At 63.7% G+C, this 14199-nt stretch carries 12 protein-coding genes; 7 read left to right on the top strand and 5 right to left on the bottom strand.

Translation table 11 applies throughout. From position 1 onward, the window contains the following. The first annotated feature begins 52 nt into the window (after positions 1-52). The gene (locus M0D68_RS25940; protein WP_256455364.1) at positions 53-1726 is read left to right on the top strand and encodes an electron transfer flavoprotein-ubiquinone oxidoreductase; all 1674 of its coding nucleotides are present in this window, start codon (positions 53-55) and stop codon (positions 1724-1726) included. A 134-nt stretch (positions 1727-1860) separates the two neighbouring features. Here M0D68_RS25940 and M0D68_RS25935 read toward each other — a convergent pair whose 3' ends face one another. From M0D68_RS25935 to M0D68_RS25920, 4 genes are all read right to left on the bottom strand, one after another. Continuing rightward, positions 1861-3330: a tetratricopeptide repeat protein gene (locus tag M0D68_RS25935; protein ID WP_256455365.1), complete on the bottom strand. Its 1470-nt coding sequence runs from the start codon at positions 3328-3330 to the stop codon at positions 1861-1863. Positions 3331-3375: 45 nt separating this feature from the next. Then, the gene (gene aroC / locus M0D68_RS25930; protein WP_266225779.1) at positions 3376-4476 is read right to left on the bottom strand and encodes a chorismate synthase; all 1101 of its coding nucleotides are present in this window, start codon (positions 4474-4476) and stop codon (positions 3376-3378) included. A gap of 70 nt (positions 4477-4546) precedes the next feature. Continuing rightward, positions 4547-6484 carry an MFS transporter gene (locus M0D68_RS25925; protein WP_266225777.1) on the bottom strand — a complete coding sequence of 646 codons (1938 nt, stop codon included), beginning with the start codon at positions 6482-6484 and terminating at the stop codon, positions 4547-4549. Between the two features lie 141 nt (positions 6485-6625). Then, complete coding sequence (locus tag M0D68_RS25920) at positions 6626-7090, bottom strand: CBS domain-containing protein (RefSeq protein ID WP_054042287.1); 465 nt, start codon at positions 7088-7090, stop codon at positions 6626-6628. Positions 7091-7340: 250 nt separating this feature from the next. Here M0D68_RS25920 and M0D68_RS25915 point away from each other — a divergent pair, with 250 nt between their 5' ends. The 3 genes from M0D68_RS25915 to M0D68_RS25905 all read left to right on the top strand — a co-directional run bounded on the left by M0D68_RS25915 (position 7341) and on the right by M0D68_RS25905 (position 10136). After that, complete coding sequence (locus M0D68_RS25915) at positions 7341-8774, top strand: O-acetylhomoserine aminocarboxypropyltransferase (RefSeq protein WP_200618929.1); 1434 nt, start codon at positions 7341-7343, stop codon at positions 8772-8774. After that, positions 8771-9616, top strand: a complete 846-nt coding sequence (locus M0D68_RS25910) for an alpha/beta fold hydrolase (protein ID WP_211708379.1) — start codon at positions 8771-8773, stop codon at positions 9614-9616. The genes M0D68_RS25915 and M0D68_RS25910 overlap by 4 nt, the downstream gene beginning before the upstream one ends. Positions 9617-9815: 199 nt before the next feature. Beyond that, entirely contained in the window at positions 9816-10136 is a 321-nt protein-coding gene (locus M0D68_RS25905) for an Mpo1-like protein (protein ID WP_093643326.1), read from the top strand. Between the two features lie 26 nt (positions 10137-10162). Here M0D68_RS25905 and M0D68_RS25900 read toward each other — a convergent pair whose 3' ends face one another. Then, positions 10163-11476 (bottom strand): YihY family inner membrane protein, encoded by a 1314-nt coding sequence (locus M0D68_RS25900; protein ID WP_175051219.1) that lies wholly within the window; start codon positions 11474-11476, stop codon positions 10163-10165. A gap of 120 nt (positions 11477-11596) precedes the next feature. Here M0D68_RS25900 and wrbA point away from each other — a divergent pair, with 120 nt between their 5' ends. The 3 genes from wrbA (at position 11597) to M0D68_RS25885 (ending at position 14156) form a co-directional block, all read left to right on the top strand. Further along, positions 11597-12199, top strand: coding sequence for an NAD(P)H:quinone oxidoreductase (wrbA, locus tag M0D68_RS25895; protein WP_266225776.1), 603 nt, complete (start codon positions 11597-11599; stop codon positions 12197-12199). Positions 12200-12210: 11 nt separating this feature from the next. Further along, positions 12211-12648 carry a DUF2069 domain-containing protein gene (locus M0D68_RS25890; protein WP_234486612.1) on the top strand — a complete coding sequence of 146 codons (438 nt, stop codon included), beginning with the start codon at positions 12211-12213 and terminating at the stop codon, positions 12646-12648. Between the two features lie 89 nt (positions 12649-12737). Then, the gene (locus tag M0D68_RS25885) at positions 12738-14156 is read left to right on the top strand and encodes an FAD-binding oxidoreductase (protein WP_266225774.1); all 1419 of its coding nucleotides are present in this window, start codon (positions 12738-12740) and stop codon (positions 14154-14156) included. The last annotated feature ends 43 nt before the right edge of the window (positions 14157-14199 follow it).

Here is a 14199-nt window from a genome sequence, read left to right as displayed (position 1 = left end):
CCCACAATACGATCCCGAAAAAAGCATTCTAACGGTAAGAAGAGGAGCATCAATGACCCCCGCAAGCCTCATTGAGCAATACGGTCCACGCGAGTCGATGGAATACGACGTTGTGATCGTCGGCGGCGGCCCGGCAGGCCTGTCCGCAGCGATCCGCCTGAAGCAGCTGGCGGCGGAAAAAGGCGTCGAGCTTGGCGTGTGCGTACTGGAAAAAGGTTCGGAGATCGGGGCTCATATCCTGTCGGGCGCGGTGATGGATCCGCGCGCCATCACCGAACTGATCCCGGACTGGAAGGAAAAAGGCGCGCCGCTGACCGTGGACGTGACCGAAGACAAGTTCCTGTTCCTGACGGAAACCGGTTCGAAGAGCGTGCCGACCTGGGCGCTGCCCGACAACTTCAAGAACCACGGCAATTATGTGGTCAGCCTCGCGAACGTCACGCGCTGGCTGGGTCAGCAGGCTGAGGCGCTCGGTGTGGAGATTTTCCCGGGCTTTCCGGCGGCTGAGATTCTGTATAACGACGATGGCTCGGTTAAAGGCGTCGCCACCGGCAATCTCGGTATCGGCAAGGACGGCGAGCCGACTGAGAACTTCCAGCTCGGCATGGAGCTGCACGCAAAGTACACGCTCTTCTGCGAAGGCGCGCGTGGGCATCTCGGCCGTCAACTGAACGACAAGTTCAAGCTGCGCGACGGTGTCGATCCGCAGGTCTACGGTATCGGTATCAAGGAATTGTGGGAAATCGATCCGGCGAAGCACAAGCCGGGTCTGGTGATGCATACCGCCGGCTGGCCGCTGGAGAACGACACGTACGGCGGCTCGTTCCTTTATCACATGGACAACAACCAGGTGGTGGTGGGCTTCGTGGTCGGTCTGGGCTACACGAATCCGTACCTGTCGCCGTTCGAGGAATTCCAGCGCTACAAGACGCATCCGGCAATCCGCGCAATTCTGGAAGGCGGCAAGCGCGTGTCGTATGGCGCGCGGGCGATTACTGCGGGCGGTCTGTTGTCGCTGCCGAAGCTCGTTTTCCCGGGTGGCGCGCTGGTGGGTGACGATGCAGGCTTCCTGAACGCGTCGCGGATCAAGGGTTCGCATGCGGCGATCAAGACCGGCATGCTGGCGGCTGAGGCTGCTTTTGAGGCTGTCCAGGCTGGCCGCACCAGCGACGAGCTGACGGGTTATCCGGAGTCGTTCAAGACTTCGTGGCTGCACACGGAACTGCATCGTGCGCGTAATTTCAAGCAGTGGATGAGCAAGGGCCTGTACCTCGGCACCCTGATGGTCGGCATCGAGCAGAAGCTGCTGGGCGGCAACGTGCCCTGGACGCTGCATCACCAGCATTCCGATCACGAGATGCTGAAACCGGCGTCGCAATGCAAGCAGATCACTTATCCGAAGCCGGATGGCAAGCTGACGTTCGACCGTCTGTCTTCCGTGTTCATTTCGAACACCAACCACGAAGAGAATCAGCCGGCTCACCTGACGCTGAAAGACCCTTCGGTGCCGGTGAATGTGAACTGGCAGACGTATGCCGGTCCGGAGTCACGCTACTGCCCCGCCGCGGTGTATGAGTTCGTGAAGAACGACGACGGCAGCGAGCGTCTCGTGATCAACGCGCAGAACTGCGTGCATTGCAAGACCTGCGATATCAAGGACCCGACCCAGAATATCGTCTGGGTGACGCCTGAGGGTGGCGGCGGTCCGAACTATCCGAATATGTGATTCGGTGTTTGTTTGCCGTGCGCGGAGCTTGTTTGTCCGCGCACCGCATGCAGGCAAGCTCCACGCAGGTAAAAACAAAGCGGCATCCATTGCAGACGTGCTGCCAACGTCGCCGCAAAGCAACAAGCTCAAACTCACCGCATCATTTCAATCCGCTCCCGCACTTTAGCCAGCACCGGCGCCCACGCGCCAATCTCAGGCTGCCGAAAGAGCTCAATAGAATCGTACCAGGCCGTGGTGCCCGATTCGTCGCCCCAAAACCATGCCGACACATGATCGATCATCAAACATGTCGGCACGCCGAGCGCCCCCGCCAGATGCGCGGGCCCGCTATCAATCGTGACGACCAGATCCAGATTCGCCAGCAACGCAGCGACATCGTCGAATCCGGACTGAAAATGGTGGGTCAGGTCGACGACATCGAGCCCCTTGGCGCGCCACTGCGCGACTGTCTCGCTGCGCCCAGGCGACAACGCAAACCAGGTCACGCCCGGCACGCTCAATAACGGCTCGAGTTGCTCGACAGGCACCGACCGCCGCGTATCGCGGATATGCTCGGGATTACCGTTCCACACTAAACCGACGTTGCGATTGCCCGGCTTGCCGGCCGTGTGCGCATGAACCCGCTCGCGCCATGCCTGCACGCGCACGGGCTCGGCGCTCAGATACGGCGCACCCCACCCCGTTGCATCGAAGACGCCAAGCCGCAGCGGCAAGCTCATCAACCCGCAATGGAAATCCGGCCGCGTTTCAAGGCTCGTTTCGAGCGGCAAGTCACCAGGTAGCATCCGTTCGAATAGATGCCGCAACGGTCCGTCGTGACCGAAAATCACCCGGCCGCCTTCGCGTCGCGCCCGCTCGGCCAGGAGCGGCAGAAAGCGCACCGCCCAAAGGCAGTCGCCGTTACCTTGCTCGCCGTACACGACCAGCGTTTTGCCTTGCAGCGATTCGCCTTGCCAATGCGCGCTGATCGAAGCGAGCGCATGCTGCGCGTTATTCAGATCGTCGCCGAACGCGACGCGTGATTCGTAATGCGCCCAGCCTTCGGCGAAACGTCCCGTGCGGATTTCGAGTTCCGACAGATCGAATAGCGCATGCATATTGTCCGGCGACAAGGCCAGCACTTGCCTGAGCAAGACCTCCGCTTCGGCCAGCCGCGCCTGCTCCTTGATGCACAAAGCGAGCTTGTGAAGCGCCACCGGGTTGCCGGGTACGATGCGCACCGCTTCGCGCAATAGCCGCTCGGCCATGTCGAAGTCGTTGCGTTGTTGCACGGCCGCCGCACGCCAGATCAGCGCGTTGGCATCTTCGGCGTTTTGCGCGAGCAACAGCGTCGTGGCGGAGTCGACGAGCGACCAGTCGCGCACGATGAAGGCCGTCTGCGCAATGGTGTGAAGGAGCGTAGGTTCGCAGGAGGGATCAAGCTGGTAAGCGCGCACCAGCGCCGCGAGCGCCTCGCGCCGAAGGGCCTTGTCGCGGCCGGCGCGCTCCAGCAAGAAATGTCCGAACGCAAGACAGTCCGCGGCGCCAGCGTGCGGCGCGGCGGCACGCGCGCGCAGGTTCGCGAGTTGGCTATCTGCCGGCTCGGTGTTCGTATCGGTCATTGAGACGAGGCTGCGCGCACTACGAAGACACTCAGAGAGTGCCCTTTACGGCGCGCTCGCCGCGATCTTCGGCGTGCTGACGGCGACGTCGCCGCATTGCGCACGGTGGCGCAACGCATGGTCGATCAGCACCAGCGCGAGCATGGATTCGGCGATCGGCGTGGCGCGGATGCCGACGCACGGGTCGTGACGCCCGAACGTTTCGACAACAACGGGCTGCCCCGCCTTGTCGATCGAGCGGCGCGGCGTACGGATGCTCGAAGTCGGCTTGATCGCGATCGACACCGTGATGTCCTGGCCGGTCGCAATACCGCCGAGCACACCACCCGCGTGATTGCCGACGAAGCCTTCCGGCGTCAATTCGTCGCCGTGGACCGAACCGCGTTGCGCGACGCTGGCGAAGCCCGCGCCGATTTCGACGCCCTTCACCGCATTGATGCCCATCATGGCGTGCGCAATGTCCGCGTCGAGCCGGTCGAACAGCGGCTCGCCCAGCCCAACCGGCACGCCGGAAGCCACGACGTTAATGCGTGCGCCGATCGAGTCGCCGTCTTTACGCAAGGCGTCCATATACGCTTCCAGCTCCGGCACGATCTCCGCGTTCGGCACGAAGAACGGGTTCTCACGCACATGCGACCAGTCGACGAACGGCACGTCGATTTCTCCGAGCGCCGCCATGTAGCCGCGGATCTCAACACCGAACTTTTCACGCAGCCATTTCTTCGCAACCGCACCGGCCGCTACCGTCGGTGCGGTCAGACGGGCCGACGAACGGCCGCCGCCGCGATAGTCGCGAATGCCGTATTTCTGCCAGTAGGTGTAGTCGGCGTGACCGGGACGGAAGGTGTCGGCGATGTTGCCGTAGTCTTTGCTGCGCTGGTCTGTATTGCGGATCAGCAACGCGATCGGCGCGCCGGTGGTCTGGCCTTCGAACACGCCCGACAGGATCTCGACCTTGTCTTCTTCCTGGCGCTGCGTGACATGGCGCGACGTGCCGGGTTTGCGGCGGTCAAGTTCGAGCTGGATGTCGGCTTCGCTAAGCGCCATACCCGGCGGGCAGCCGTCGATCACGCAGCCGATAGCGGGGCCGTGCGATTCGCCGAAGGTCGTGACAGTGAAAAGCGTACCGAGCGTGTTGCCGGACATGGGCGTCGTCCAAAGAAATGCGGGGAAAGCACCATTATGCCAGCCCTACAGGGGCTAAGTCCCGGCCGCCCTACTTCCGCGCCCCGCGCAACTCGGTGACGATCTTCTGCAGCACCTCAGGCGTCGCCTCGGCCGGATCGATCGGCTCACCCACCGCCAGCGTCAGCCGGCTCATTACGCCCTTCTGGATCGGTCGCGGCCAGCGCGCGTCGTTGGCGCGTGAAAACACGCTCCCCCACAGCCCGCGCAGCGCCATCGGTATCACCGGCGCCGGCGTGCGGCGGATGATCTCAGTCACGCCATGGCGGAACGGATTCATCTCGCCAGTCTTCGTCAATTTGCCTTCCGGGAAGATGCAGACCAGATCGCCCTCGGCGAGCGCCTCTGCGCAGCGCTCATAGGCGCGCGTCAGCAGCTCCGGGTCCTGATGGGCTGGCGCAATCGGAATCGCCTTCGCATGGCGGAACACCCAGCCGGCGAACGGCGACTTGAAAATCTGATGGTCCATCACGAAGCGGATCGGCCGCGGACTCTCGGCCATGATGACGATCGCGTCGACGAAGCTCACGTGGTTGCACACCAGCACGGCCGCGCCCTCTTCCGGAATCCGTTCGGCATGCACGAGGCGAATCCGGTAGAACGTATGCACCAGCACCCAGGCGATAAAGCGCAGCAAGAACTCAGGCACGAGCGAATAAATATATGTCGCGACGACAATGTTCAGCAGCGCGGTGACGAGGAAAATCGCCGGAATACTGAAGCCCGCCGCGGTCAGCCCCATCGCCATCAACGCCGAGACGATCATGAACAGCGAATTCAGAATATTGTTCGCGGCGATGATGCGCGCGCGGTGGGTCGGCTGGCTGCGGCTCTGGATCAGCGCATAGAGCGGCACGCTATAGAAGCCGCCGAACATGGCCAGCAGGAACAGATCGGCCAGCACGCGCCAATGGGCGGGCCGCACGAGAAATTCGCCGACGCTCAACAGATGCCCGGCGGCCGGCAACGCATGGCTCGCGAAGAACAGATCGATCGCGAACACGCTCATGCCGATCGAGCCGAGCGGCACGAGGCCGATTTCGATGCGCCGCTTCGAGAGCTTTTCGCACATCAGCGAACCTAGGCCGATACCGATCGAGAACGTGCCGAGCAGCACGGTCACCACGTCCGGATCGGCGGACAGCACGTTTTTCGCAAAGCTGAAAAACGAAGACAGAAAAGTCGCGCCAACGAACCACAGCCAGGAAATCCCCAGCAGGCTCAGAAACACCGTGCGGTTTTCGCGCGCGAGCTTCAGGTTGCGCCACGTTTCACTGACCGGATTCCAGTTGACGCGCAGATCGGGCTGCGGCGCCGCCGTGACAGGCACAAAGTTCGACACCAGCCGCCCCACCAGAGCAATCCCGACACAGGCGCAGGCCAGCACCACCGCGCCATGCTCGACGAAACCCGCACCCACGCCGCCGACGATCGTACCGATCAGAATCGCGACAAAGGTGCCCATCTCGACCATGCCGTTGCCGCCGACCAGTTCCGACTTCGACAGATGCTGCGGCAGATACGAATACTTGACTGGTCCGAATACGGTCGAATGGACGCCCATCAGAAACGTGCACAGATACAGCAAGGGCGCGCTGTGCATCCAGAAACCCGTGCCGCCGATCAGCATCACGACGATTTCGAAGCTCTTAACGAAGCGCGTGAGCATCGCCTTGTCGTACTTGTCCGCGATCTGGCCGGAGGTGGCCGACAGCAGCACGAACGGCAGAATGAAGATCGCCGAGATCAGGAACGCCGCGGTTTTCGGATCGACGCCTGAAAAGCGCGCCGCCTGGTACGTGACGAGCGACGTGAAGCCGATCTTGAAGACGTTGTCGTTCATCGCACCGAGAAACTGGGTCCAGAAAAACGGCGCGAAGCGGCGCTGGCTCAGCAGGCGGAACTGGGACTCGTGCGTCTCGTGGGAGCGGGCGGCACGGCGGGCGGCAGGTATCGGACGATCGCTCATGAGGTTCGGAGAACAGGCTAATAGAGCAGCAAAGGGGAAAGGGCCGGACACAAAAAAAGCGCACGCTTTCGCGCGCGCCTTGATCGCATTTTCATACTCACAGCAACGGCGCGAGCGCCGCGGTGAGCCACCGCGCGTGAGTTAACGCGGCGCCGGTTGTTGATCCTGCGGTTCTTCCGGCCAGTCGCGGATATAGGCCTTGAGCATGCGGTTTTCGAAGCCCTGCTCTTCGACCACCGCCTTGGCGACGTCGTAGAACGAGATCACGCCCATCAGCGTGCGGCTTTCCAGCACCGGCAAATAGCGCACGTGGTGCTCGAGCATCATGCGGCGAACCTCGTTGACGTCCGTTTCAGGCGTACAGGTGAGCGGATGGTCGTCCATCAACTTGCGGATCGTGGAGGTACCGAGGCTGCCGCCGTGCTTGCTCAAGGTCAGGATAATTTCGCGAAACGTCAGCATGCCGACGAGGTCGCCGTATTCCATCACGACCAGCGAGCCGATATCGTGCTCGGCCATGGTATTGACTGCGTCGTGCAGCGTGGTATCCGGCGTGACCGTGAAAAGGGTGTTGCCTTTGACTTTAAGAATGTCGCTGACTCGCATAATCTGTCTCCGTGATACCCGCTAGGCTGATAGTGCCTGAATGACTTTCGATCCTAGCGGAAAGGTCCATAAAAGGAAAGCGGCCCGCCCACCAAGGCGCAACGGGCGTTTGCAAGGTCGGCCCGGCGCCGTTCAGCGCGCCCACATTGTCCGACCCGCGGGAAAACCGCGCTTGAAGCGATCCATGCCGGTGATAGGATGGCCGCCACTTTCACCTTTCGCGAGGCCGTCCGTGGCCTCGCCGCCCAGGATGTCCGCCAACCGTTTCGATACGCTTGCGCTGCACGCCGGCGCCGCGCCCGACCCGACAACCGGCGCGCGCGCCACGCCTATTTACCAGACTACCTCGTTTTCGTTCCGCGACTCGGACCACGCCGCGGCGCTCTTCAATATGGAGCGCGCCGGCCACGTCTATTCGCGCATCTCGAATCCGACCGTGGCCGTTTTCGAGGAACGCGTTGCCGCGCTGGAAAACGGCGCGGGCGCGATCGGCACGGCCAGCGGCCAGGCCGCGCTGCATCTGGCGATCGCCACGCTGATGGGCGCCGGCTCCCATATCGTCGCCTCCAGCGCACTGTACGGCGGCTCGCACAACCTGCTGCACTACACGTTGCGGCGCTTCGGCATCGAGACGACCTTCGTCAAACCCGGTGACATCGACGCATGGCGCGCCGCGCTGCGCCCGAACACACGCCTGCTGTTCGGCGAGACGCTTGGCAACCCGGGCCTCGACGTGCTCGATATCGCCGCGGTGGCGCAACTCGCGCATGAGCACCGCGTGCCGCTGCTGGTCGATTCGACCTTCACGACGCCCTACCTGCTCAAGCCCTTCGAGCACGGAGCGGACTTCGTCTATCACTCGGCGACCAAATTCCTCGGCGGCCACGGCACCACGATCGGCGGCGTACTCGTGGACGGCGGCACGTTCGATTTCAACGCTTCCGGCCGTTTCCCCGAATTCACCGAGCCGTACGAGGGCTTTCACGGCATGGTGTTCGCCGAGGAAAGCACCGTCGCGCCGTTCCTTCTGCGCGCACGCCGCGAGGGCTTGCGCGACTTCGGCGCGTGCCTGCATCCCCAGGCCGCCTGGCAACTGCTGCAAGGCATCGAGACGCTGCCGCTGCGCATGGAACGGCACGTCGCGAATACCCGCAAGGTGGTCGAATTCCTGAGCGCACACCCTGCCGTCGAAGCCGTCGCCTACCCGGAACTGCCGACGCATCCGGACCATGCGCTCGCGAAGCGTCTGCTGCCGCGCGGCGCGGGCGCGGTGTTCAGCTTCAATCTGCGCGGCGACCGCGCCGCCGGGCGCAGCTTCATCGAAGCGCTTTCGCTGTTCTCGCATCTCGCGAACGTCGGCGACGCACGCTCGCTGGTCATCCATCCGGCATCGACGACGCACTTCCGCATGGACGCCGCCGCGCTCGCCGCAGCCGGCATCGCCGAAGGCACGATCCGCCTGTCTATCGGTCTTGAAGACCCCGACGATCTGATCGACGACCTCAAACGCGCACTGAAAGCGGCGCAGAAGGCGAGTGGGACGAGCGCGGGGAGTGGAACATCCAGTCCGTCCAGCGCGGCAAAAACCGACCCCGCCAGTTCATCCGCTGCTCCAGCAACCGGCAACCCATCCGCCTCCGCCTCGCCTGCCGATGCCGCCAAACCCCGCCCGGAGTCCGCATGATCCTCACCGTTCAAGGCAAGCCCGCCTACGCGTACACCGGCGGCAAACCCTTCGACCCCAGCCTGCCGACGGCGGTGTTCATCCACGGCGCCGAGCATGACCATAGCGTGTGGGCATTGCAAACGCGTTACTTCGCGCATCACGGCTTCAGCGTACTGGCGGTCGATCTACCCGGTCACTGCCGCAGCGCCGGCCCGGCGCTCACCACCGTGACCGCAATGGCCGACTGGCTGGCCGCCCTGCTCGACGCCGCCGGTGTGCAACGCGCCTTCGTGGCCGGCCACAGCATGGGCTCGCTGATCGCCCTCGACTTCGCCGGCCGCTATCCGGAACGCGCGACGCACCTCGCGCTGCTCGCCACCGCCGTGCCGATGGCTGTCTCCGACGCCTTGCTCGACGCCGCCCTGCATCGCGAGCCCGATGCAATCGACATGGTCAATCAATGGTCGCATTCGACGCTCGCCGCCAAGCCGTCGTGCCCCGGCCCGGGCTTCTGGCTGCACGGCATGAACCAGCGGCTGATGGAGCGTGTCTCGGCGAGTGGCGAGCCGCAGCTGTTCCACACCGACTTCACGGCCTGCAATAGCTACGCGGACGGCCTCACACGCGCCACCGAGGTCCGTTGCCCGACGCGCCTGATCGTGGGCCGACGCGATGCGATGACGCCGCCGCGTGCGGCCAAAGCGCTCGCCGCCGCGCTCTCCCAGGCCGGCGTACCGGTCGACACCGTCACGCTCGAGGCCGGCCATGCCTTGATGGCCGAACAGCCCGATGCCACGCTCGACGCGCTGTTCAGCTTCGCCTCGACGGCTGCCGGCGCGGTCGCAACCGGCGTTCGATAGTCGCTGCGAGTCGTCACGATAACCGGGCACGTGGAGACGCGCCATCGGCCGAATGGCCTAGTTGCGCGCATAGTCCGATAGCCGCACAATGGGCCAAGCCTGTCCTATTTCGAGCGCGTTCCGAGCATGCCCGCGCGCGGCGAAGCAACCTGGGAGCGACGGGCACGGAATCGAGTAGCGTCGACCTTCGGAGGCCGTGATGGCTCAAACCGCGCACACCGATCACTTCGCGAGTTTCGCGGAGTTCTACCCGTACTACCTGAGCGAGCATCGCAACACGGTATCGCGGCGGCTGCATTTCGTGGGGTCGCTCGGCGTGATCGGGTGCCTCGCCATGGCGCTCGCCACTGGTGACTGGCTATGGCTGCCGGCTGCCGTGATCTGCGGCTATGGCTTTGCCTGGGTCGGGCATTTCTTCTTCGAGAAGAACCGGCCGGCTACCTTCCGGCATCCGTTTTATAGCCTGATGGGCGATTGGGTGATGTTCAAGGACATCTGCGTGGGGAAGATTTCGCTGTAGGATTGCCGCCGCTTCAGGCGGCCTGCTCATGCAGCCTGATGCGGCATTGAAGAAGTACCCTGCTCACTTTCCTGCGCACGCGCTGCCCGCGCGGCAGCACGCGCCGCCAGCAGTACTGCGAGCGTCACTTTCAGCTTGTCGTTTTCCAACGCCGCAAGAAGTGTCTGGCCATCCACGCGCGTAGAGTTCAGTTCAAGCTGATATTCGAGTTCCGCCCGATCGATCACGAACAGGTCGAACAGACGCTCGACGGTGATCTGCGCGGGATTCGCCAGCAGCAGGAAGTGCGGACGCGTGTCGTCGTCCTGCAAGCGCGCGATCCACTCGATCTCCTCGAGTTTTAGCAGCAGCCTGACCGTGGTATCCATGTCGCGGCGAAGCATTCGCGAGATCTCCGGCATCGTGTAGCCGCGCTTACCGGCATCGCGCGCTTCCGAGAGCCGCGCGAGGAGTTCAAGCGAATCGAACAGATCGCTGCCCTCGAAAGTCGGCCGGTGAAACTGGCCTATGCGGATCGCCGGCAACGCCGACGCGATCATCGCGCCGGCCAGCGCAATGAACCAGCACAGGTACATCCACAGCAGGAATAGCGGCACAGCGGCAAACGCACCGTACACCGCGGTGTAGGTGGGAATTCGGCGCACGTAGTAGCCAAAGCCGCGCTTGGCGAGTTCGAAGGCGATCGCGGCAGTAATCCCGCCGATCACCGCGTCGCGCCACTCCACCCGGCAGTTCGGCAGAAATACGTAAAGCATCGTGAAGGCGAGTGCCGTCAACGGCAGCGCGGCGCCGGTCAGCGCCCAGTCGATCACCGACGGAATATGCTGGACGGCCGTGACCGCCATGGACCGGGTGAACAGATAGGAAGAAATCGACAGGCTCACGCCAATCAGAATCGGGCCGAGCGTAATGATCGCCCAGTAGACCAGGATGCGCTGCGCGATCGGGCGCGCTTTACGCACCCGCCAGATCACGTTGAACGCGGATTCCACGGTCATCATCGTCATCACGGCGGTGACGAACAGAAAAATCATGCCGATGGTCGTAAGGCCCTTGGCCTTCGACGCGAACTGATTCAGATAATCGAAAATCTGACTGTTGAGCTGCGCAGGCATCAGATGGTCGGCGAGGAAAATCTGCAGCGACATCTGAAACGAGCTGAAAATCGGAAACGCCGTGAACAGCGCAAACGCGACCGTGGCGAGCGGCACTAGCGAGAGCATGGTGGTGAACGTGAGGCTGCCGGCCACCTGCGGAATGCGGTCTTCGCTACTGCGCTTCGCCGCAAACTGCGCGAGCCGTTTGAGCGTGTCGAGATCGAAACGCACCCTGGACAACAAACCCACCTCCTTGCTTCATAAAACGGTGTTTCAGGACCGTGCCCGAGGCCTGGCCGAATGGCTATGGATGGCCTGTGCAGCGGACCCAGCCCCTATAATACCCGTTCACCGATGAGGCCTATGAAAGACATTCTCGTGCTCTATTACAGCCGTCACGGCGCCACGCGCGAGCTTGCGCTGGCGATCGCGCACGGCGTCGACAGCATCCCCGGCATGCAGGCGCGTGTGCGCACCGTGCCGGCGGTTTCCACCGTCTGCGAAGCAACCCAGCCGGACATTCCCGCTGAAGGGCCACCCTACGTCGAACTGCGCGACCTCGAAGAATGCGCCGGTCTCGCGCTCGGCTCGCCCACCCGCTTCGGCAACATGGCGGCGTCGCTGAAATATTTTCTCGACGGCACCACGCCGCAGTGGCTGTCGGGCGCGCTGTCCGGCAAACCGGCCTGCGTGTTTACGTCCACCGGCAGCTTGCACGGCGGCCAGGAGTCCACGCTGCTGTCCATGATGCTGCCGCTTCTGCACCACGGCATGCTGATCGTCGGCATTCCGTACACCGAGAGCGCGCTCTCCACTACGCAAACCGGCGGCACGCCCTACGGCGCGTCGCACTTTGCACGCGCGGGCACAGCCGAACAGGGCATCTCCGGCGACGAAAAAACGCTCGCGATTGCCCTCGGCGCCCGCGTTGCCCGCACGGCGGCCTCCATGAGCGAGCGGCCGTGAATACAGCCGCCCTGCCGGTGCAGCAAAAACGCGCCGCCGCTTTCGGCGCCACCGCCGCCTTGCTCGCGCTGATCGTTTTGTCAGTCGCGTGGGAATGGTGGCTCGCGCCGCTGCGCCCGGGCGGCTCGGCGCTGGTGCTCAAAGCCGTGCCACTGCTGCTCGCCCTGCCCGGCGTGTGGCGGCACCGGCTTTACACGCTGCAATGGGCGTCCATGCTGATCCTGCTGTATTTTGCCGAGGGCATCGTGCGCGGCTGGAGCGACCGGGGCCTGAGCGCCCGCCTCGGCTGGCTCGAAACCGCGCTCTCCGTGGTTTTCTTCGTCTGCACGCTCGCCTATGTCGCGCCGTTCAAGCGCGCGGCAAAACGGGCAGCGAAGCTGGCGGCAAAGCAGGCCGCACAAGAAAACGCACAGCAGAACAGCGGCCAGGCCGAGGGAAGCACACGATGAGAACAGCGCTTTTCGCGTCGCTTTTTACGTCCCTTTTCGCCTCATCTCCCGCGTAATCTATCCGCCGCCGAACATACTGACCGACCAACATGACCCAAGCCGCTTTCCTCACTGCTTGCCGCGACGTCATCGGCGCCGCCCAGGTGCTGACCGATCCGCACGACACCGCCCCCTACCTCACCGACTGGCGCCGCCGCTACACCGGCGCAGCCTGTACGGTGCTCTGCCCGGCCACGCCTGACGAAGTCGCGGCGCTCGTCAAACTTGCCGTCGAACATCGCATCGCGCTGGTGCCGCAAGGCGGCAACACCGGTCTGGCCGGCGGCGCCACGCCGGACGCAAGCGGCGCGCAGGCGGTGATCAGTCTGCGGCGTCTGAATCGCGTGCGCGACATCGATCCGTACAACAACACGATCACCGTCGAAGCGGGCGTCATCCTTGCCGAAGTACAGAAGCACGCCGAAGAAGCCGGCCGCCTGTTTCCCCTGAGCCTCGCCGCAGAAGGCAGTTGCACGATCGGCGGCAATCTCGCCACCAACGCGGGCGGCACCGGCGTACTGCGCTACGGCAACACGCGCGAGCTGTGCCTGGGCCTCGAAGTGGTCACCGCGCAAGGCGAACTGTGGGACGGCCTGCGAGGACTGCGCAAGGACAACACCGGTTACGACCTGCGCGATCTGTTCATCGGCGCGGAAGGCACGCTCGGCATCATCACCGCCGCCGTGCTCAAGCTGCATCCGCAGCCGGCCGCGCGCGTCACGGCGCTCGCCGCGCTCGCGTCGCCGCATGCGGCGCTCGATTTCCTCTCGCTCACGCAACGCGTCGCCGGGCCGCTGCTGACCGGCTTCGAACTGATGTCGGATTTCTGTCTGCGGCTAGTGGGCCGGCACTTCGAGCAGATGCGCTATCCGTTCGCCGAATCGCATGCGCAAGTCGTGCTGTTGGAGCTGTCGGACAGCGAGAGCGAGGAACACGCACGCGGACTATTCGAGCGACTGATGGAAACCGCGCTCGAAGACGGTCTGGTCGAAGACGCGGTAGTCGCGGAAAACCTCGCGCAGTCGCGGGCATTCTGGAATCTGCGCGAACATATCCCGCTCGCGCAAGCTGAGGAAGGCCTGAACATCAAGCACGATATCGCGGTACCGATTTCGCGCATCGGCCACTTCATCAAGGAAACCGACGCGGCAATCGCGCAAGCCGTGCCGGGCGTACGCATGGTCACGTTCGGGCATCTTGGCGACGGCAATCTGCACTACAACGTGCAGGCGCCTGAGGGCGTCGACGCAAAGGCATTCCTTAACACCTGGCAAAGCCCGATCAACCAGATCGTGTACGACAGTGTGCACCGGCATCGCGGCAGCATCAGTGCGGAACACGGCCTCGGCCAGTTGAAGATCGACGAGGCGATGCATTACAAGCAGGACGTCGAGGTGCAATTGATGCGCGCCGTCAAACGCGCGCTGGATCCGCTGAACCTGATGAATCCGGGCAAGGTGCTACGCTAGGGTTTGAAGCCTTCGCCGTCTGGTGCGAGGCTAATTGCAGGAG

Source organism: Paraburkholderia sp. SEWSISQ10-3 4, assembly GCF_030464785.1.
Classification (GTDB): domain Bacteria; phylum Pseudomonadota; class Gammaproteobacteria; order Burkholderiales; family Burkholderiaceae; genus Paraburkholderia; species Paraburkholderia aspalathi.
The sequence above is the reverse complement of the archived record's forward strand: the minus strand, read 5'-3'. Positions and strand labels throughout refer to the sequence as shown.